Raw genomic sequence first — 18,736 nt, 5'->3', positions numbered from 1 at the left:
GAGCGGGGAGTGCGGTGTTATCGCCCTTAGATGGGGTGAATGTTCTCGGCTTGCAGGCCCTTGGGGCCCTGCGCCACCTCGAACTCGACGCGCTGGTTCTCGTCGAGTGAGCGGTAGCCGCTTGCTTCAATGGCGGAGTAGTGCGCGAAGACGTCAGCGCCGCCGTCATCGGGGGAGATAAAGCCGAAGCCCTTCTCCGAGTTGAACCACTTAACCGTGCCTTGGGTACTCATGTACTGCCGTTCTGCTGGAATGTTGTCGACGCAGGGTGCCCCGACGAAGCCCACATTATCGGCGTAGCGCCTGAGTGGAATAGCTCTCGCAAGAAGGTAATCCAAATGTTGCACGAGCGATACGCCGCGGAAGCACGTCAGCGATTGCGGGTGGCGTTCAATCGCAGAGCGGCTTCCCGGATGTCATCAATCACGCTCATGTCCTCGATCGTGGGAGGGATCTTCACATCCTCGACCCCGTCGACGATCTCGCGAATTGTCTTACGCAGCATCTTGCCCGACCGCGTCTTCGGCAACCTGGCCACGACGACCACGTCTCGAAACGCGGCCACCGCGCCAATGTCATCCCGCACGCGCTGCACGAGCTCGCGCACCAGCTCAGCCTCGCCCTGATCGATGTTCGCCTTCGTCACGACGAAACCCACCGGAACCTGGCCTTTCAACGCATCCGCGGCGCCGACGACCGCGCATTCGGCGAGCGCAGGATGCTCCAGCAGCGCCTGCTCCATCGTCCCCGTCGACAGCCGGTGACCGGCGACATTGATGACGTCATCCGCACGACCCATCACGAACAGGTAGCCATCTTCGTCGAGGTAACCCGAGTCGCCCGTCGCGTAGTGGCCGGGGAAGGCGTTGAGGTATGACGATACGAATCGATCGTCACCACCCCACAGCGTCGACAGCGCTCCTGGTGGCAACGGGAGACGAATCGCGATGTTGCCCTCTTCGCCCGTCGGCAGCGATCGGCCGTGCTCGTCGAGGATGTCGATCTGATAGCCGGGCACCGGTACCGAGGGCGATCCTGGCTTGACCGGCATCGGGTCGAGCCCCTGCAGGTTCGCTGATATCGACCAGCCGGTCTCGGTCTGCCACCAGTGATCGATCACCGGCTTGCCGAGCAGCTCCTGCGCCCATCGCAGGGTATCGGTGTCGAGTCGTTCGCCGGCAAGGTAGAAGGTACACAGCTTCGACAGGTCGCGTCCCTTCGCGAACACGCCTTCCGGGTCGACGCGACGGATGGCGCGCAAGGCAGTCGGTGCGGTGAACAGCGCCTTGACGCCATGCTGCTCTGCCACCCGCCAGAACGCGCCCGCATCCGGGGTTCCGACCGGCTTTCCCTCGTAGAGGATCGTGGTCGCGCCGACGAGCAGAGGTGCGTAAACGATATAGCTGTGGCCAACGACCCATCCGATGTCGCTGGCGGTGAAGAAGACGTCACCGCGTCCGATGTCGTAGATGTTCTTCATCGACCATGCGAGCGCGACCGCGTGCCCACCATTGTCACGAAGTACACCCTTCGGCGTACCTGTCGTGCCAGAGGTATAGAGAACATAGAGCGGATCGGTCGCCCGCACCGGGATGGCGGGGTACGGCGTGGTCGGAATCGACCTGCTCGCCCAATCCCACCATCGGGTGCCTTCGGTGGTGCCCTCGAAATCCGCCGCGGAACCCGGAATCTCGGGTCGATCTTTCACGATGACCGTCTCGACCGTGTGTGATGCCAGGGCGAGCGCGTCGCGGATAGTGGGGAGATACTCCACGGTGCGGCTCGGCTCGATACCGCCGGATGCGGTGATGATCGCCTTGGGTCGAGCATCATCGATGCGCACAGCGAGCTCCTTGGCTGCGAACCCGCCGAACACGACGGAGTGCACGGCTCCCAGACGAGCGCACGCGAGCATCGCGACGACTGCCTGCGGGATCATCGGCATATAGAGGATGACGCGATCCCCCTTCGCGACTCCGGCATCCGCGAGCACGTGCGCGAAGCGTGCGACTCGGCCGAGCAGATTCTCATAGCTGTACTCGCGCACCTTGCCGACGACGGGGGAGTCGTAGATGAGAGCGACGTCGTCACCGTGCCCAGCCAGCACATGCCGATCAAGCGCGTTGTAGCTGGTGTTCAGCTCACCATCGGGATACCAACGCCCGTAGGGACCACTGTCAGGATCGAACGCACGGCTCGGTGCGCGGTACCAGTCGATCGCTTGTGCGGCGTCAAGCCAGTATTTCTCGGGGTCCTCGACACTTTTCCGGTAGGCCTCGCGGTAGATGTCGCCTGCTTTGTTCATCATCGAACTCTCCTTCGCGTGCGGCGATTCTGACACACCAACCCGGATCTTGTGCATACACAGAGACATGGAATCGCCGAAACTACCCACTTTCGGGGGGAGTTATCGCCTGCAATGTACACATCGTGGCGCACGACGGCAGAGAAGAGGACGGCCCTCATCGCGGGGGGAGCGATGAGGGCCAAAGACGACCGGAGGGTGCGTCAGAAAACACCCTATCCCTAAATGGTTACTCTTGTCCCCCATATGGGGGACAAATTCGAAAAAACGTGGGAGGATAACGCGAAAGCGGCCCCCTGGAATAGTCCGTTGGGGAATGAATTATTCACGAGGGCCCACTCGCATGCGCGGATCGTCGGGCTTGAGCTGGGGACGACGGTGACGGTCAAACCCCGTGCGCATGCACCTCACATTAGGGGAGGATGCATGACTCGTCCACGAAGTATTCGGGGAGTCGAGTCCGGCAGAGGTCGGGGACTGATCCCGTAGGGATCGCAGGTTTCGGGATGAGATGGGACGCACAGCACGGATCTGATCCGGCGCCTCGCCTCTCCCGAAACTGCGGGATCACCTGCGCGGCCACCAGATGCGCTCGCCCAGCAGCCCGAACAGCGCCGGTACGACCACGGTGCGCACGATCAGAGTGTCCACTACCACTCCGACCCCGACGATCAAGCCCAATTGCCCGAGCGTGACCAGTGGCAGCACTCCGAGTGCGGCGAAGACAGCGGCAAGCACGATCCCCGCGCTGGTAATGACAGCACCGGTGTGCGTGACCGCCTGCACCATGCCTTCTCGCGTGCCCAGCGTCTCGGCCTCAGCGCGCGCACGATGCACGAGGAAGATCGTGTAGTCAATCCCCAGCGCGACAAGGAAGAGGAAGGAGAGCAGCGGCACCTGCAGGTCAAGTGCAGGCTGATCGAACAGCACCCTGCTCAGCCAGGCGCCGGCGCCAATCGCTGCGACGGCGCTGACCAGGTTGACCAGCAGCAGCACGACAGGTGCGAGCACAGATCGCAGCAGCACGAGAAGCACGATGAAGCTCACGGCAAGCACCAGCGGCGCAATGAGCAGAAGGTCCTGCTCATTTCCTGCCCTGGCATCCAGATCCGTGGCGATCGCTCCGCCCACCAGAGCGTCGGCGTCCGGCACACCGTGGGCCGTCGTCCGTAGCTCTGTCACGAGCGCAAGGCTCTCGGCCGTACCGGGCGCATATTCACCGGTGACCATGATCTTGGTGAGCGAGCCATCGTCGGTCTCGCCAAGCGGATGCGCGCGCAGCACACCGTCGACATCGGCCACAGCAGCCACCACCTCGTCTGCGTGCGTGCTGTCGGCAACGATGAAGATCGGCTGAGACTCTCCCGGCGGGAAGTGGTCGGCAAGCACCTCGAGTCCGGCAGCAGATTCGGATTGCACGCGGAACTTCTCAACCTGATCGAGACCGATCGACGTCCCAAAGAGTCCGGTGGCCATGATGGCGAGGAGGGCGAGGCCACTGACCAGGCCCACCACCGGTCGCCGCATGACCCGTGTCGCGATGCCGTGCCAGATCGTGTCACGCGCGGTATCTGCTCCGGCCATAGACGTGAACGGCTTCGGCATGAAGGGCCAGAAAACCCTCCGGCCGCACAGAGCCAGCACCGGCGGAAGCGCGAACAGCACTGCGGCGAGCGCGATCAGCAGGCCGACGGCAGACGAGACACCGAGCCCTCGGGTACCGGGGATCACTGCGAGCGCGAGCGTCAGCATCGCGAGCACAACGGTGATGTTGGATGCCACGATCGCGGGCACGGTCTTGCGCCAGGCGGCGCTCAGGGCCTGGCGATGGTCTTCGTTCACTGCGAGCTCTTCCCGGTACCGGGAGATCAGCAGCAGGGCGTAGTTGGTGCCGGCACCGAAGACGAGCACGCTGATGATGCCGGCGTCGAACTGCAGATCGAGCCATGCACCGACGGCGCCAGTGACTTTGCCAGCGAGCTGATCTGCGAACGCGACCACGGTCAGCGGCAGCAGCCAGAGGATGGGGGAGCGGTAGGTGATGATCAGCAGCAGCGCGACGATGATGATCGTCACCAGCAGCAGCGTGAAGTCGGCGCCATCGAACGCGGAGGTGATGTCGGCGCCGAAGGCCGGCCCGCCAGTGACCTGCAGGATGATGCCGTCTGGAGCGAGGCCCGCGATCGAACCGCGCAGGTCCTTGATGACGGTGGCCGTCTCGGCGTTGTCGGCGCCGACAGTGATCGGGGTGACGATCACCGCTGCCTCTCCGTCATCGCTGATGCTCGGACCGGACGACGCCAGGCCGGTGTGCGCGCCCAGCACGCGAGCGACTTCCTTCAGCGCTTCGATGTCGGAATCGGTCAGGATCGTGGCATCCGCCCGTGAAGCAACCACCAGAACCGACTGCTCGTCAGCATCCGGAAATTTGTCCAGCAGCGCACTCACGCGGGAGGATTCCGAGTCGGCGGGCGCCGCCTCGTTTGCGGAGGGGGCATCGATCCGGCTGAACAGGCCGAACAGCGCGGTGAAAACGATCAGGACGATGCCGAGCGAGATCCATGCACCGCGCCGCGAGGTGAGTCGGTCGGAGAAGCGCGCGCGAGAAGTTGTCATGCCTCAAGCTCACCAAGCAGTTCACTCGATGGCATCGCTCAAAAGGTGGAGACCGCGAACTCGCCCGCAGACGAACAGCGCAATAGGCTCCGGGTATGTCGCTCGAAACTTTTCTGCTGCGGGTAGATCGACTCGCCGGCGGCCGCGGGGCCGGAATCATGATCTCCGAAGATGCACGCACCCATCCGAAGACAGCGCGCGCATTCCGCTGGATCACGTGGCTGCTCGTCGTCGAACTCGTGATCGGCGTCGGCGCCCTCGTCGTGGCCATGCTGCTGGCGACCAACGGTGAATCAGTGGGCTTCGCAGTCTGGATGCGCACGGTCGTTGTGCTCGGCATGACCGTGACGCTGTTCTACTTTGCATGGCGTGCGAAGCTCGGCTGGCGGTGGGGCTATCAGCGTCTTCGCCTGTTCGCACAGATCTTCCCCGTGATCACACTGGTGATGGCGGCGATTCCTGGCCTGTACCCGGCGTGGATGGTCACCGAGCAGATCATCTTCAGCCTGATCATGATCGGCATCGCTGACTTCCTCACGAGCGACCACATGCGCGAGGCCTACCGCAAACCCGCCCCGACGACGTAGGCGTAGTCGCAATACATTCCCCGCCACCGCACGTCAACCCCGTCGGCCTACCTCGAGATCCGTGTGACAGTCGATGGCATGGATCACCTGATCCCCGACGAAAGGAACGGATCAATGGGTATTGGAGACAAGGCGAAGCACGTCGCTGAGGACATGGCCGGTCACATGAAGGAAGCCGCCGGCAAGCTCACCGACAACGAGAAGCTGGAAGCAGAAGGCAAGACTGACCAGGCCAAGGCCGATCTCAAGAAGGCCGGCGACAACGTCAAAGACGCCTTCAAGAAGTAGGTCGACGCCTTCAAGAAGTAGATCGGCTGGGCAGCGCCATCGGTGCGGCGCTGCCCAGCGATGCTGGCCCGATGATGCTCAGCTCACCGCGTGGACGACGCCGCCGACGATCACCGCGAACACGGTCGTCCAGCCGATGATCGCAATGGCCTGCCAGATGAGGATGCGCGCCTTGCCGACGCCGACGGCAGCGAGCATGGTCGCGGTGAACTGGGTCGGCAGCAGCAGCGGGCCAAGCAGGCTCACACCGGGAACACCGTAGCGCTCCAGCGCCCGCAGGAACTTCTGGCGACGCGCCGTCTTGCGCTCGCTCCCGTCTTCGGCCGCAAGCGCCTCGGCTGCGGCATCCAGATCGACGCTGCCGTCTGATCCGGCGAGCACGCTGGCACGGCGACGGTTCACGACCGCGGTGCGTGCACCCGAACTGAGCAGCACGAGCAGTGCGACCGTGAGGAAGTTTCCGGCGATCGCCGCGATCGCCGCGATGACCGGGTTGATTCCACCGAGGATGCCGATCGAGACGGCGCCCTCTCCCTCGATAAAGGGGATCGCGCCGGCCAGCACAACGATGAGGGGCTGTACGATTTCGGGCACCTGGCCGACGAGGTTCTGGAAGATCTCGATGAGGTTCATGATTTGCTCCTGCCGTTCTGCACCGGATCTCGGTGTGAAACCAGTCCATCGCTTCTCATCGATTGCGGGAAGTGTCGTTCTGTCACCTCTTGCAGGGTGCTTTGCATGGCTGATGGGTGACATGTGTCACGCCCGTAGGCTGGAGGCATGAGCAGCAAATCCACCCCGGTGCCGGCCGGTTCATCGGCTGTGGCCGAGCGCGGCTCGCTGCGGCTCGCACGCGGTGTGTCGGCCACCTGGTGGTACACGGTCGCGGCCCTCCTCTTCTTCGAACTGGGGATCGTGCTTGCCACGCTCCTCGTCGTCGCCTCCTCCCCAGCCCAATCGCCCGTCGCGATCGCTGGAGTCGGCCTCGGCGGTCTGGCGTGGGTTGCAGCGACGGTGGCGCTGCTGATCGATTACCGGCATCGGACGGACTCCGCACCGCTGGTGCGGTGGCGCAGGCAGCTGCTGCCACTTTTGTTGTCCGCTGCATATGGAGTGACGGCCGGCGCGGTCTGCGGATTGTGGATCGTCGGTGCTTTGCCGCTGCTGCAGTCGCTCATGCTTCTCAACTGGCAGTCAGGCGTTCGGGTTCGGGCATTGCTCGCCGCAACTGGCCTGCTCGTCGCACTCGCCGTGATCGACGCGAATGCGACAGACGTCGGGACCGCGGCGTCGGGCTGGGGGCCACTCGTCTCCTTCTCCGTCATTCTTCCCGCGATGACCGTCGCCTCGTTGTGGTGGTGGGATGTGCTGGCCCGGCTCGACCGGGCACGAGCCTCCGAGAGTCGCCTCGCCGCAACCCAGGAACGTCTGCGGGTGGCGACGGACGTGCACGACCTGCAGGGACACCACCTGCAGGTGGTCGCGCTTCAGCTCGAACTCGCGGAGCGCCTGATGACGAAAGACACGGATGCTGCGCTGGAGCAGCTGCGCGCGGCGAGAGCCAGCGTGGCCGAAGCCCAACAGGGCACGCGCGACCTCGCCCTGCGCTTCCGCTCTGTACCGCTGCGGGATGAGATCGCCAACGCCGTCGATCTGCTGCGGGCGGCGGGTACGGCAGCGGAAGCGCGCGTGGATGAGGATGCAGATCGTGCACCGGCATCCGTTCTGGGGCCCGTGATCCGTGAGACGACGACGAACGTCCTCCGCCATGGCGGGGGACATTGGGCGCGTCTTTCACTCGTGCGGCAGGCGGAGTCCTGGCGCTACGAGATCTCGAACGACGCAGCATCCGACACCTCCGCGAGCGACGATGGATCCGGGCTGGACGGCATCAGCCGCCGCACCGCAGAAGTCGGCGGGTCCGTCGATGTGCAGCGAGGCAAGAATGAGTTCACTGTCGTCGTGAGCGTGCCAGCAGTGGTCGATGCAGTGGCCGATGTGACTGATCCGGGGGAGCAGCGATGATCCGCGTGCTGATTGCCGACGATGAGGCGATGATTCGCTCCGCCCTGGCGGCGCTGCTGCGGCTCGAGGACGACATCGACGTGGTCGCAGAGTGTGCCGATGGCGAGCAGGCGGTCGTCATGGCCGAGAGGCTGCAGCCCGACATCTGCCTGCTCGATCTGGATATGCCTGGGCTCGACGGTGTCGAGGTGGCCGAGCGGCTGCGCCGCACACTGCCGGCGACGCGCTGCGTAGTGGTGACGCGGCATGCGCGTCCTGGCGTCCTGCGGCGAGCGCTGGCATCCGGAGTCGCCGGCTTCCTGCCGAAGTCTCGCGGTGCGAATGAGGTGGCGGAGGTGATCCGTCGGGTCGCTGCCGGCGGGCGCTATGTCGACCCAGAGGTCGCCGCCGATGCTCTGAGTGATGAGCGAAGCCCGCTCACCGATCGCGAGCTCGACGTGCTGCGCGCAGGGCGACGTGGTGAGACGACCGGGCAGATCGCGCGCTCACTGTTACTCGCACCGGGCACCGTGCGCAATCACATCTCGGCGGTGCTCGCGAAGCTCCACGTCGCCACTCGCCAGCAGGCGGTTCTGAGGGCCGAAGAGCGTGGCTGGATCTGACTCGAAAGGTAATGCCATGAAGACGATCGGAGTGCTCGGCGGGATGAGCTGGGAGTCGTCGCTGGAGTGGTATCGCCTCGCGAACGAGCGCGTCAGGGAGCGTCTGGGCGGGCACCATTCCGCCCGAATTCTGCTGGATTCGCTGGACTTCGCGGACATCGAGGCGATGCAGGCGCGAGACGACTGGGATGCCGCCGCACAGCTGCTCGCCGGGCGCGCCCGAGCCCTCGAAGACGCGGGAGCCGAGTTGCTGGTGCTGTGCACCAACACCATGCATCTCGTGGCAGAACGGATACAGGATGCCGTCAGCATCCCGTTCCTGCACATCGTCGACGTCACGGCCGAGGCGATCCACCCCACCGGTGTGCGAACCGTCGGGTTGCTTGGCACGGCTTTCACCATGGAGCGGCCGTTCTACGCGGATCGACTCGGTGCTCACGGCATCCGCACGATCGTCCCCGACGCAGAAGGGCGACGGGTGGTGCACGACGTGATCTACGACGAACTCGTGCACGGCGTCGTCCGGGAGGAATCTCGGCAGCGCTATCAACGCGTCATGGAAGACCTCGTCGATCGCGGTGCCGAGGGGATCATTTTGGGCTGTACAGAGATCGAGTTGCTCATCGGCTCCGACGATGCGGCAGTGCCGGTCTATCCCACGACCTCGCTTCACGTCGACGCCGCGCTCACCGCCGCACTGGGGGACTGACGGCGGTGTTCGGACTCTTCGGATCGATGTGGCGCCCGATGCGCCACCGACGCCGCGGCGTGCGCGGCATCCCGTTCGCCCGACTTGACCTGTGATGCGAAGTCAGAGCGGCGGCTCTTCCAGATGGATGCGCGATCTGCCACGGTAACGACGCCCGCTCATCCCGAGCAGCGCGAGCGCGATGACGATGGGGATGTAGACGAACGCATCGTTCACCGTGAACGATTCGCCCAGAAGAAGCGCTGCGCCGAGCAGCAGCACCGGCTCGAGATATGACAACAGGCCGAACAGCGAAAGCGGCAGCAGGCGCGAGGCAAGGATGTAGAGGGTCATCGCCACGCCACTGAGCGATGCCATCAGCAACATCAACGGCCAGGTATCCGGAATTGTCCGCGCGGGATCGGACGCGTAGGAGACGACGATCACGACGACCGCCGGCACGATGAGCACGATGATCTCGATCAGGAATACCTGCATCGAATCGAGACCCGTCCAGCGGCGAAGAGCGAAGTAGATCGGGTAGAGGCCGGCGATGATGGCGACCGGCCAGTTCACGCCCCCGGCGATCAGGAACTGCGCGAGCACGCCTACGCACGCGGCCGCCACAGCGGACCACTGCATCCTGTTCAGCCGGTCCCGGAAGAACACGCGCCCCACGACGACCATCGCCAGCGGCAGCAGGAAGTAGCCAAAGGCGATGTCCTGCGCGTGCCCGTTGGCGGGCCCCCACATGAACACCCACAACTGCACCCATATGATCGCGCTGTTGACGAGAACGATCAGCAGCAGCTTCGGGCTGCGCGTGATACGCACGGTCACGGCTTTCAGTGCGGTGCGCGCCCTCGAGGACGCGTGCACCGCGAGGAGCGGGATCAGGATGAACAGCACACGCCACGCCGTCGTCTCCGCCGGCGCGAAGCCGTCGAGATGGCCGCCCAGCACGCTGATCACGCCGAACAGCACGGATGCCAGAAGCGATGCCGCGATGCCGCGACCGGCAGCCTGGGAGAGAACAGAACGAATGATGAGGCACTCCGTGTGGTGAGGGGAGGTGTGCTGCAAATCTACTGCGCGCTCATCGTCGCCTGAGAACTCTGGCTCGCACGGCGAGCAGGGCGCAGGCGATGACCGCGGCGCCACCGAGGATGGTGGGCCACCCGATCTGCTCGCCGAGCAGCAGCGCCGCCCAGCAGATGGTCATCACCGGCTGCGCGAGCTGCACCTGACTGACCTGCGCCATCGGACCGATCGCCAGCCCCCGATACCAGGCGAAAAACCCGAAGAACATGCTCACGACGGCGAGATACCCGAATGCGCCCCATTCGATCACCCCTCCGGTCGGCGGATGCTGAATGATCGCGAGGCCGGTGAGAATCAGCGTCAGGGGTGAAGCGACGACAAGGGCCCAGGAAATCGTCTGCCACGATCCCAGCTCACGGGAAAGGAGACCGCCCTCGGCGTATCCGATCGCGCACGCGATGACGGCAGCGAACAGCAGTAGGTCTGACCAGCTCAGCCCTACGATGTCACTGCTCTGGACCAGGGCGAACCCGATGGCGGCGACCGCACCGAGTGCGGCGGCGATCCAGAATGACCGGCTGGGTCGCTCTTTGCCGCGCAGCACTGTCATCACCGCGGTCGCGGCGGGCAGCAGGGCGATGACAACTGCGCTGTGACTGGCCGATGCCGTGGTGAGAGCGTACGAGGTCAGCAGGGGGAATCCGAGGACAACGCCGCCGGCGACAATCGCCAGTCGAAACCACTGGGTGCCCTGCGGCATCCGCTGACGGGTGAGGCGAAGTGCGGCGATGGCGAGCAGGGCGGCAACGACCGCGCGCCCGGCGCCGACGAACAGCGGCGACATATGACCGCCTTCGACTGCGAGGCGGGTGAACGGCACGGTGAACGAGAAGGCGGTAATTCCGAGCAGGCCCCACCAGAGCCCGGCGCGCGCGCTCGATATCGGAGGCGAGATTTGCAGAGTAGCGCTACTATGTTGCTTCATGTCCGACAGTAGCAGTGAGCGAATCGCGCAGCGACTCCGCGAGTGGGTGTCGAACGCACCTGCGGGAGCGCAGCTGCCGTCGACGCGTGCGCTGGTCGCTGAATTCGAGGCCAGTCCGGTCACCGTACAGAAGGCATTACAGACCCTGATCGGACAGGGGCTGGTGGAGACCCGGCCCGGCGTGGGCACCTTCGTGCGCAGCATCCGCGTGGCGCGCCCGCACGATTATGGCTGGCAGACCGCGGCGCTCGGTTCACCTCAGAATCGCATGCCGCACGCCTCAGCCGCACTGCGCGCGACGCCCAACGATGTGATCGCCTTGCACTCCGGTTACCCGGACAGAGAACTGCTCCCCGAACGACTTGTGCGCGCTGCGCTCACCAGGGCTGCGCGCGAGGATGCAGTGATGAGCAGGACTCCCGCCGCGGGTCTGCCCGAGCTGCAGGCCTGGTTCGCATCCGAGCTCGGCGCGCACACGCCGGCGGGACTCACACCTCCGACCGCGAGCGATGTGGTGATTCTGCCGGGGAGCCAGAGCGGCCTGAGTACCCTCTTTCGCACACTCGTCGGAGCCGGCAGACCCATGCTGATCGAGTCACCGAGCTACTGGGGCGCGATTCTCGCGGCCGCCCAGGTGGGAGTGCAGCTCGTCCCGATCCCCAGCGGACCCCACGGCCCAGACCCCGATGAGATTGATCGGGCATTCGCCCAGACCGGTGCGCGTGCCTTCTACGCCCAGCCGAACTTCGCGAACCCGAACGGGGCGCAGTGGTCTCCTGACCTCGCCGACTCAATACTGCGGATCGTGCGCGAACGAGGTGCATTCCTCATCGAGGACGACTGGGCGCACGACTTCGGCATCACCACCACAGCCGCACCGCTGGCGGCCCGCGATGACAGCGGACACGTTGTGTACCTGCGTTCACTGACCAAGAGCGTCTCACCGGCGATCCGCGTTGCAGGCCTGATCGCGCGCGGACCTGCGCATGACCGCATCCTCGCCGACACGCAGTCGCAGGCGATGTATGTCAGTGGAGTACTCCAGACCGCCGCACTCGATGTCGTCACCCAGCCCGCCTGGCGCACACATGTGAAGTCGCTACGGCAGCAATTGGCCGCACGCCGTGATCTGCTTGTCGACTCGCTGCGGGAGCATGCGCCTACCGCGCACCTGGAGTCCGTGCCCGCCGGCGGCCTGAATCTCTGGCTGCAACTACCCGATGAGACCGATCTCGTACGGTTCGCGCGCGAATGCGAAGTCAGCGGAGTCATCCTCGCGGCAGGCGACGACTGGTTCCCCGCCGAACCGACTGGCCGGTACCTGCGCCTGAACTACTCCGGACCGAATCCCGGCGCGTTTCCCGAGGCCGCGCACATCATCGGCCAGGTGCTGGCGAGGCACTAGCAACCCAAGTTGACAGCATCCGCATAAGCAACGTAAGTTGACAACATGGAGTCAACAGCCATCGCGGCCGTCGCCGCCGACCTCAGCGATCCCCGGGCAGGTCTACGCGCGGTGTCATCGCTGCGCGTGCTCGCCGACACCCTCGAACTCAAGCAGGTCGAGGCCGCGCTGCGGGCGGGCATGAGCTGGCAGGAGATCGCCGATGCGCTCGGTGTGAGCCGGCAGGCCGTACACAAGAAATACGCCAAACGCGTCGATCCGACCATCCCCGTCCCGAGGAGGACCTCATGAGCCGCTTCCTTACCGCCGCCGCGACCATGCAGACGCTGAGCGCCACTGCCATGGAAGAGGCATCCCGCGAGGGTCGTCGTGAGGCCGACATCGAACATCTTCTGCTCGCGCTGGTGCTCAGCGAGCAGAAAGCAGGTCAGGTATTGCGAGGGCTGGGCATCACTCTGGATGCTGCGCGCGACGCCACACGAGAACAGCACGCCGCGCAGTTACGGTCGCTCGGCGTCTCGATCGCGCAGGATGAGCCGGGTCGCATTACATTCCATGAGACCGAAGGGTACGAATGGAGTGAGCGAGCGCTGGGAATCATGTCCCGTGCCGGCGAGGGCCGGCGCACAGGAGATGCAGCCGCGATTCTGCGCGGGCTGCTGACGGAACCGAGCGGGCTGATCGCGGGCATCCTTCAACGAGTAGGGACGACACCAGCCGCTGTGACCGAACGCCTCGATGATGCCGAACGAATTCCCGAGCATCCGACGTCGTCAAAGAACATGGTGCAGGGACGATTCGAGACTTTTGTCCCCGCTGCGATCGCGGAAGTGTGGGCACTCGTCTCAGATGCTGAGCGGATGCCGGAGTGGGAACCGCAATCGGGAACCGTCGAGGCGGAGACCGCGGACACCTGGATCGTCCATTCACGCACCGAGTACCCCGATGGCAAGCCTGCCAAGATCAAGGAGTCGTTTCGGCGGCGACGGGTCACGCGGGCGGTGGCCCTGGAGCCGACATCGGTGGTCTGGCTGATCGAGTTCCGCGACGCCCCTCAGGCGATTACGCGAACACTGGCGATCGAGCTCTCGCCCGCTGCAGGCGGCACGCAAGTCACTCTCACGTCATCCTGGCAGCGCCAGGGCGGCTGGCGCCGCATTGTCGGATTTCTGCTGCGCTCGCTGCAGCGCTTCTTCGTGTGGCTGCAACTGTTCCAGACCGGCGGCGCGATCAGTCGGGTGTTCCGCTGATCAACTGGCGCGAAGGTCAGAATCCGAACGGGGCGAGCACCAACTTCGGTACCCGCCCCCTACCCTGGGGAGGGAAGCTGCTCATCGGGTTGAGCTGACGCCTGGCGGCGTCATGCCCAAATTATCGGTGGCGGCCACCGCAGCGTCGGATTCTGCGTGAAGTGAACGGTACATGGCGGAAAGTGATGTAAAACCAGACAGACGTGCAACCTGCGCCTGGGAAAGCTGAGAGTGGGTTCGACGCAGCCCCTGCGCCGTGCGCGTGCGTGCCTGTCGCAGTTCCCGACGCACGGTGGAGCCCTGTGTCGAGAAAGCTGCCTGCAGCGTCCGGGTTGCGATGCCGAAACGACCGCTGATAGAAGGCAGCGTCAGGTTCGGATTGGTGTGATATTCGGCGATGAAGGCTCGGACCTGAAGAACGACACTCCCCTGCGCAGAGATGTCTCCGATGATCGTTCGTGCGCAGGATTCGACGATCGCCTCCGAACAGGCCGCAAGAGCATCCGGCTCATCCTCCGCGGGCGGCGGCGAGGCGCACACGGCGTGCACGAAAGCGTAGAGCGGCGCGATCCGGTGCCAGGGGAGAGCTGTTCCTTGCACGTCGTTCGACAGATTAAGGGCGAGTGGCGGCACAACTCCGGCCCCAGCGCTGATGTACATCAGTTCGCTCTGTGGTCCCGTGACCGAAATCTCAGCCGGACGGTCACTCGGCAAGAGCATGATGGCGTTATCCCCGCGTCGGACAACGGGTCCCTGTGTCGACACCGACAGCTTGCCCTTGCGCGCGAACAGGAGAAGGGTGCGCGCTTTCGATGCTTCGTCGCGTTTCCAGCGAACCCTCACACGAGGCGTCGTGACCATCGCCAACGTGGTCTGCGCATAGTGAGCGAGGCGTGCGTCGAGGGCCAACTCCCGCCCCAATTCCGTTATTTCAAAGTTCGCGCTGCGCAGATATTCTCCGAGGCCCGCATTGCTCGCTCCGTCAGACGGATCAGTGATGCGGAACTCCTCCTTCAGGAGAGGTGTGCGATAACGAGCGCGTAGCGTTCGCACGGCAGCTTCCTTTCACGGTGTGCGCCCGATCATGGAGGCGACATAGGCGTCACCTATGAACGACTGGGTGCAGGTTCCCGAACTGTAGCACTGGCTCTCGGACGCGCCGGGCGCCGTCCGCCGAGGTGAAACCGGCGATTCGGCGAGAGACAGACGAGGAGGGGCGATCTGCTCGAAAAGTTCGCCCCTCCTGGGACTTGGATCGGACCTGACGGGAGCGGGCCGACCGTCTGTCAACTTCAGCGGATCAGCTTGCCGTCCTTACCGAAACGACGATTCCTGGTGCCAAAGAAGAGGCTGCCACCGATGAGGATGGCGGCAATCGCTCCTACGATCGTTCCTCCCGCGATATCGCTTCCCGTCGCTGCGAGACCTGATTCCTCGGGCTCGCTCGGAACGGGCGCATGCGATGGCTCGGGCGCAGGCGCAGGCGACGGCTCCGGCTCAGGCGCTGGTGCCGGCTCCGGCTCGGGCGCTGGTGCCGGCTCGGGCGCTGGTGCCGGCTCCGGCGCAGGTGACGGCTCGGGTGCAGGCGCCGGCTCCGGCGCAGGTGACGGCTCAGGTGCAGGCGACGGCTCAGGTGCAGGCGACGGCTCAGGTGCAGGCGACGGCTCCGGCGCCGGCTCCGGCTCAGGTGTCGGCTCCGGCTCCGGTGTCGGCTCCGGCAGGATTTCCGTGGGTGTCTCGGTCGTGTCCGGAGGGCTCTGCACCGGGGGCAGTCCCGGAGGGGTGCCTTCCGCTATGGCGGTATTCACTACCTTGCCGTTATCGACATCGGCTGCCGTGATCGCATACGGTGCGTCAGCCGTACAGACTGTGCTTTCGCCGGGCGAGAGGGTCGTGGGGTCACACGTGACCCCGATACCCACGGTCTCGAGCATGGTGTCGTCAACGGCAACATCATCAAGGAGCACGTTGCCTGTATTTGTGACCTCGAACTCCCACGTGATCTCATCACCCGTGTCCGTGACGCCGTTGTCGTTCACATCCGTTACTTCGGCGACGCGCTTATCCAACCCCACGGCAGGCTCAGCGTCGACGAGCGGAATCGCAAGCCCCCAGACCAGCGCGCCACGGTGTGGCGAATCCGCATGGATGGCCTCGATGACCAGACTAGACACTGGCTGAGTCAAGGTGAACCAGTGGGAGAGCTCAACGTTGGGCCCTTGTCCCGTCGCCGCGTACTCATTGCTCGCGGGGTCGTAGGTGACTACGGGTTCCACTGCGGGCGCAGCGTTACCATCCGGAACGCGATCGTAGTCATAGCTCAACCATGGTCCTCCGGCATCAGAGGTGAGCGTGATTTTCTCGCCTGCGCCGATAGCCAGATCCAGATCAGCCAAGAAAACCCGAGACCCGGCGGGCAGAACGCCAGCGTCGAGGCCGCTGAAGTCCAGCGTGAATCGCCAAGTTCCGTTCCAGAGGGTACGGACGAATGTCGAACCATGGAACGTGTCGTTGGGCGCTCCATGGCCCCAAGGCGGCTGGAAACCACCGGTGGAGAATTGGGCCGCAGAAACGTTGCCAGCGAGGATCAGCTCGCTCGTCATGGTTGCGGTGCCATGCATTGATGCATCTACTGTGTACCCGGGGACGTTCGGGTCCAGCGCCATGAGCTCTGTCGGTGTGGCGGAAGTCGGCAGGTTATCAAAAGAGGCACCAAACCCGTCCGGCGCAAGAACGAACCCCGTATACACGCCACCCGGCGCATCCTCTGGCGACTCGTAGTCAGGCGTAATCACCGTTGCTGCCGCAGATGCGGGTGTTACTCCGCCGGCGAGCACCAAACCGGTTGCGATAGCCACCGCCCACGACACCTTTCGCAGCCGAGGACCTCTCTCGTCGTCTCGATATCTCGTGTTCATGACAATCCTCTCGATCCGTGAAGGGGCATCCCCAACACCGCTCCGAGGCGGTGCACCCTACGTCCGGGCACTGGTTCTTTCCTTCGATCTGCGGGCGGATGCCAGTCGGCAACCGCTCAGAACTCCTGCGGATCTCGAGCGAGCGAGTCTTCGGGCGTTCACAGAGGAGATGAAGAACCAGAGGGCGCAGCACGCGGGCTGCGCAATATGACACGGGCACTGCACGAAACGGCGGCCGTGTGCGCCCACCCAAGGACATGTCGGCATTTACTGCCGCCAGAGCCTCAGAGCCCCGCCCCTGTGGCCGCAGCAGAGTGGGCCGCGACGTTCCAGCAGGAGAACGGTCGCGAACCGACGATGAGCGAGTATCAGGCCGCGAAACGAAACAGCCCTCCACCTGGATCCGAAGACCTGGTGAAGGGCTGTATTCATTCGCGTGCGCGAGGGGGGACTTGAACCCCCACGCCCGTAAGGACACTGGCACCTGAAGCCAGCGCGTCTACCATTCCGCCACTCGCGCGAACGTTTTGTTCCGAAGAACTCAACTTGAAGAGGATATCACGCAGAATCGCTCTCCCTGAACTCGCCAGGGCCGGCCCGCTCACGCCCCATGCCGGCGAGAAAGGCCCTGCGGCATGAGACCGGTGATGCCAAGCCCTGCCTCGTGCAGGAAAGCCATTCTCGACCTCAGCGCGGCCGGAACAACGCCAATTGCGACACCCGGCAGGCGCACATTCAGTTCACCTGGCTACGATGTGTCTACCGGTCGGCAATGCCAGAGGAGCCCAGTGGGACTACTTGACAGCTTTGAGAAAGGTCTTGAGCGCGCCGTAAACGGCGCATTCGCCAAGACCTTCCGTAGCGGCATCCAACCGGTGGAGATCGCTTCGGCCATCCGCCGCGAAGCCGACATCAAAGCCGCAGTAGTCAGCCGTGATCGCATCATCGCACCGAACAGCTACGTGGTGCACCTCAGCGCAGACGACCTCGACCGGATGCGCGCACTCGGCGGTACCCTCACCGACGAACTGCACGCACTCATCGACACCCACGCGAAGGCACAGGGCTACAGCTTCGCTGGCCCCGTCTCCATCGCACTCGAAGCCGATGAAAAGGTCGCCACCGGAACAGTCCGTGTGGACTCCGGCACCGTCGAAGGTCGGGTCAGCTGGCAGGCCGTCGTCGACGTCGACGGACGCCGCCACACCATCACCCACGCGCGCAGCGTCATCGGGCGCGGCAGCGACGCGGACATCACGATCGCGGATGCTGGATCCAGTCGCAAGCACGTCGAGATCCTGTGGGACGGCGAGCGCGCCATGATGCGCGACCTCGGCTCCACCAACGGCACCAAGGTCAATGGCGACAAGGTGCGCGAAGCGCCACTGCCCACCGACACCACCATCACGATCGGGCGCACCGACCTCGTGTTTAGAATCGTCCCCGTGACCATCGATCGCACGTCGGGAGTGAATCGATGAGCGATGTTCCTGAACTGACGCTCCTGCTGCTGCGCATCGGATTCCTGGTACTCCTGTGGTTCTTCGTGTTCGGTGTCGTCTACTCGCTGCGCGCCGACCTGTTCGGCGTGAAAGTGCGAAAGCTTCCCGCCGAGGCAGCGGCCGGCGTACCGGCACCGATCGCCACACCGGCCGCGGTCACCGCAGCAGTGGCATCACCGGCCGCAAGGCCGCAGGGCGCACCGCGCACCAGCGGAGCCGCCACCACACGCACTGTCTCCAAGCTCATGATCACCTCCGGTCCGAAAGCGGGACTCGAACTTCCCCTCGGCACCGAGCCGATGACGATCGGCCGCTCGAGCGAATCCGGCCTCGTCATCCGCGACGACTACACCTCCAGCCACCACGCCCGTCTGCTACTGCGTGGCGACAGCTGGATCATCCAGGATCTCGACTCCACGAACGGCACGTTCCTCGCCGGCGCACGCGTGAGCGGGGCTCCGGCACCGATCAGCATCGGCGACTCCATCAAGGTGGGCGCCACAACCTTCGAGCTGCGAGCCTGA

Annotated in this window: 18 protein-coding genes and 1 tRNA gene; 10 read left to right on the top strand and 9 right to left on the bottom strand. The window is 64.7% G+C overall.

Translation table 11 applies throughout. The annotated features are described in order from the left end of the window. Positions 1-26 precede the first annotated feature (26 nt). The 3 genes from ACSU04_RS17170 to ACSU04_RS17160 form a co-directional block, all read right to left on the bottom strand. Entirely contained in the window at positions 27-233 is a 207-nt protein-coding gene (locus ACSU04_RS17170) for a cold-shock protein (protein ID WP_439283423.1), read from the bottom strand. Positions 234-370: 137 nt separating this feature from the next. Next, positions 371-2,308 carry an AMP-binding protein gene (locus tag ACSU04_RS17165; RefSeq protein ID WP_439290417.1) on the bottom strand — a complete coding sequence of 646 codons (1,938 nt, stop codon included), beginning with the start codon at positions 2,306-2,308 and terminating at the stop codon, positions 371-373. A gap of 564 nt (positions 2,309-2,872) precedes the next feature. Further along, on the bottom strand, positions 2,873-4,921 hold the full coding sequence (locus tag ACSU04_RS17160; RefSeq protein ID WP_439290416.1) for an MMPL family transporter: 2,049 nt from the start codon (positions 4,919-4,921) through the stop codon (positions 2,873-2,875). 95 nt (positions 4,922-5,016) lie between these two features. Here ACSU04_RS17160 and ACSU04_RS17155 point away from each other — a divergent pair, with 95 nt between their 5' ends. Further along, complete coding sequence (locus tag ACSU04_RS17155) at positions 5,017-5,508, top strand: hypothetical protein (RefSeq protein WP_439290415.1); 492 nt, start codon at positions 5,017-5,019, stop codon at positions 5,506-5,508. A gap of 114 nt (positions 5,509-5,622) precedes the next feature. After that, positions 5,623-5,796, top strand: a complete 174-nt coding sequence (locus ACSU04_RS17150) for a CsbD family protein (RefSeq protein ID WP_439283641.1) — start codon at positions 5,623-5,625, stop codon at positions 5,794-5,796. A 78-nt stretch (positions 5,797-5,874) separates the two neighbouring features. On the opposite strand, the gene ACSU04_RS17145 is transcribed toward ACSU04_RS17150, so the two are convergent. Further along, the gene (locus ACSU04_RS17145) at positions 5,875-6,429 is read right to left on the bottom strand and encodes a small multidrug efflux protein (RefSeq protein ID WP_439290414.1); all 555 of its coding nucleotides are present in this window, start codon (positions 6,427-6,429) and stop codon (positions 5,875-5,877) included. Positions 6,430-6,576: 147 nt separating this feature from the next. Here ACSU04_RS17145 and ACSU04_RS17140 point away from each other — a divergent pair, with 147 nt between their 5' ends. From ACSU04_RS17140 to ACSU04_RS17130, 3 genes are read left to right on the top strand one after another with little or no spacing between them, the layout of a single operon-like run. Then, complete coding sequence (locus tag ACSU04_RS17140; RefSeq protein WP_439290413.1) at positions 6,577-7,821, top strand: sensor histidine kinase; 1,245 nt, start codon at positions 6,577-6,579, stop codon at positions 7,819-7,821. Next, positions 7,818-8,423 (top strand): response regulator, encoded by a 606-nt coding sequence (locus tag ACSU04_RS17135; protein ID WP_439290412.1) that lies wholly within the window; start codon positions 7,818-7,820, stop codon positions 8,421-8,423. The genes ACSU04_RS17140 and ACSU04_RS17135 overlap by 4 nt, the downstream gene beginning before the upstream one ends. A gap of 16 nt (positions 8,424-8,439) precedes the next feature. Continuing rightward, positions 8,440-9,132, top strand: a complete 693-nt coding sequence (locus ACSU04_RS17130; protein ID WP_439290411.1) for an aspartate/glutamate racemase family protein — start codon at positions 8,440-8,442, stop codon at positions 9,130-9,132. A 102-nt stretch (positions 9,133-9,234) separates the two neighbouring features. Here the strand turns inward: ACSU04_RS17130 and rarD are convergent, their stop codons facing one another. Then, complete coding sequence (gene rarD, locus ACSU04_RS17125) at positions 9,235-10,194, bottom strand: EamA family transporter RarD (protein ID WP_439290410.1); 960 nt, start codon at positions 10,192-10,194, stop codon at positions 9,235-9,237. 13 nt (positions 10,195-10,207) lie between these two features. Next, positions 10,208-11,137, bottom strand: coding sequence for a DMT family transporter (locus ACSU04_RS17120; RefSeq protein WP_439290409.1), 930 nt, complete (start codon positions 11,135-11,137; stop codon positions 10,208-10,210). On the opposite strand from ACSU04_RS17120, the gene ACSU04_RS17115 reads away from it, so the two are divergent. Genes ACSU04_RS17115 through ACSU04_RS17105 form a run of 3 tightly spaced genes read left to right on the top strand, consistent with a single transcriptional unit; the run spans position 11,136 to position 13,792 of the window. Then, positions 11,136-12,542 carry a PLP-dependent aminotransferase family protein gene (locus tag ACSU04_RS17115; RefSeq protein WP_439290408.1) on the top strand — a complete coding sequence of 469 codons (1,407 nt, stop codon included), beginning with the start codon at positions 11,136-11,138 and terminating at the stop codon, positions 12,540-12,542. The genes ACSU04_RS17120 and ACSU04_RS17115 overlap by 2 nt on opposite strands. Before the next feature lie 45 nt (positions 12,543-12,587). After that, positions 12,588-12,833, top strand: a complete 246-nt coding sequence (locus ACSU04_RS17110; RefSeq protein ID WP_439290407.1) for a helix-turn-helix domain-containing protein — start codon at positions 12,588-12,590, stop codon at positions 12,831-12,833. Further along, positions 12,830-13,792 carry a Clp protease N-terminal domain-containing protein gene (locus tag ACSU04_RS17105; RefSeq protein ID WP_439290406.1) on the top strand — a complete coding sequence of 321 codons (963 nt, stop codon included), beginning with the start codon at positions 12,830-12,832 and terminating at the stop codon, positions 13,790-13,792. Before ACSU04_RS17110 ends, ACSU04_RS17105 begins: the two co-directional genes overlap by 4 nt. 81 nt (positions 13,793-13,873) lie before the next feature. Here the strand turns inward: ACSU04_RS17105 and ACSU04_RS17100 are convergent, their stop codons facing one another. The 3 genes from ACSU04_RS17100 to ACSU04_RS17090 form a co-directional block, all read right to left on the bottom strand. Then, positions 13,874-14,845, bottom strand: coding sequence for a hypothetical protein (locus tag ACSU04_RS17100; RefSeq protein ID WP_439290405.1), 972 nt, complete (start codon positions 14,843-14,845; stop codon positions 13,874-13,876). Positions 14,846-15,084: 239 nt separating this feature from the next. Next, positions 15,085-16,650: a DUF7507 domain-containing protein gene (locus ACSU04_RS17095; RefSeq protein WP_439290404.1), complete on the bottom strand. Its 1,566-nt coding sequence runs from the start codon at positions 16,648-16,650 to the stop codon at positions 15,085-15,087. Positions 16,651-17,147: 497 nt separating this feature from the next. Then, a tRNA-Leu gene (locus tag ACSU04_RS17090) sits at positions 17,148-17,230 on the bottom strand. A 268-nt stretch (positions 17,231-17,498) separates the two neighbouring features. Here ACSU04_RS17090 and ACSU04_RS17085 point away from each other — a divergent pair. Beyond that, on the top strand, positions 17,499-18,191 hold the full coding sequence (locus tag ACSU04_RS17085) for an FhaA domain-containing protein (RefSeq protein WP_439283398.1): 693 nt from the start codon (positions 17,499-17,501) through the stop codon (positions 18,189-18,191). Continuing rightward, on the top strand, positions 18,188-18,736 hold the full coding sequence (locus ACSU04_RS17080) for an FHA domain-containing protein FhaB/FipA (protein WP_439290403.1): 549 nt from the start codon (positions 18,188-18,190) through the stop codon (positions 18,734-18,736). Before ACSU04_RS17085 ends, ACSU04_RS17080 begins: the two co-directional genes overlap by 4 nt.

This window comes from Microbacterium sp. A84, assembly GCF_051842815.1.
Lineage (GTDB): Bacteria > Actinomycetota > Actinomycetes > Actinomycetales > Microbacteriaceae > Microbacterium.
This window is presented reverse-complemented; position numbering and strand designations above follow the sequence as displayed.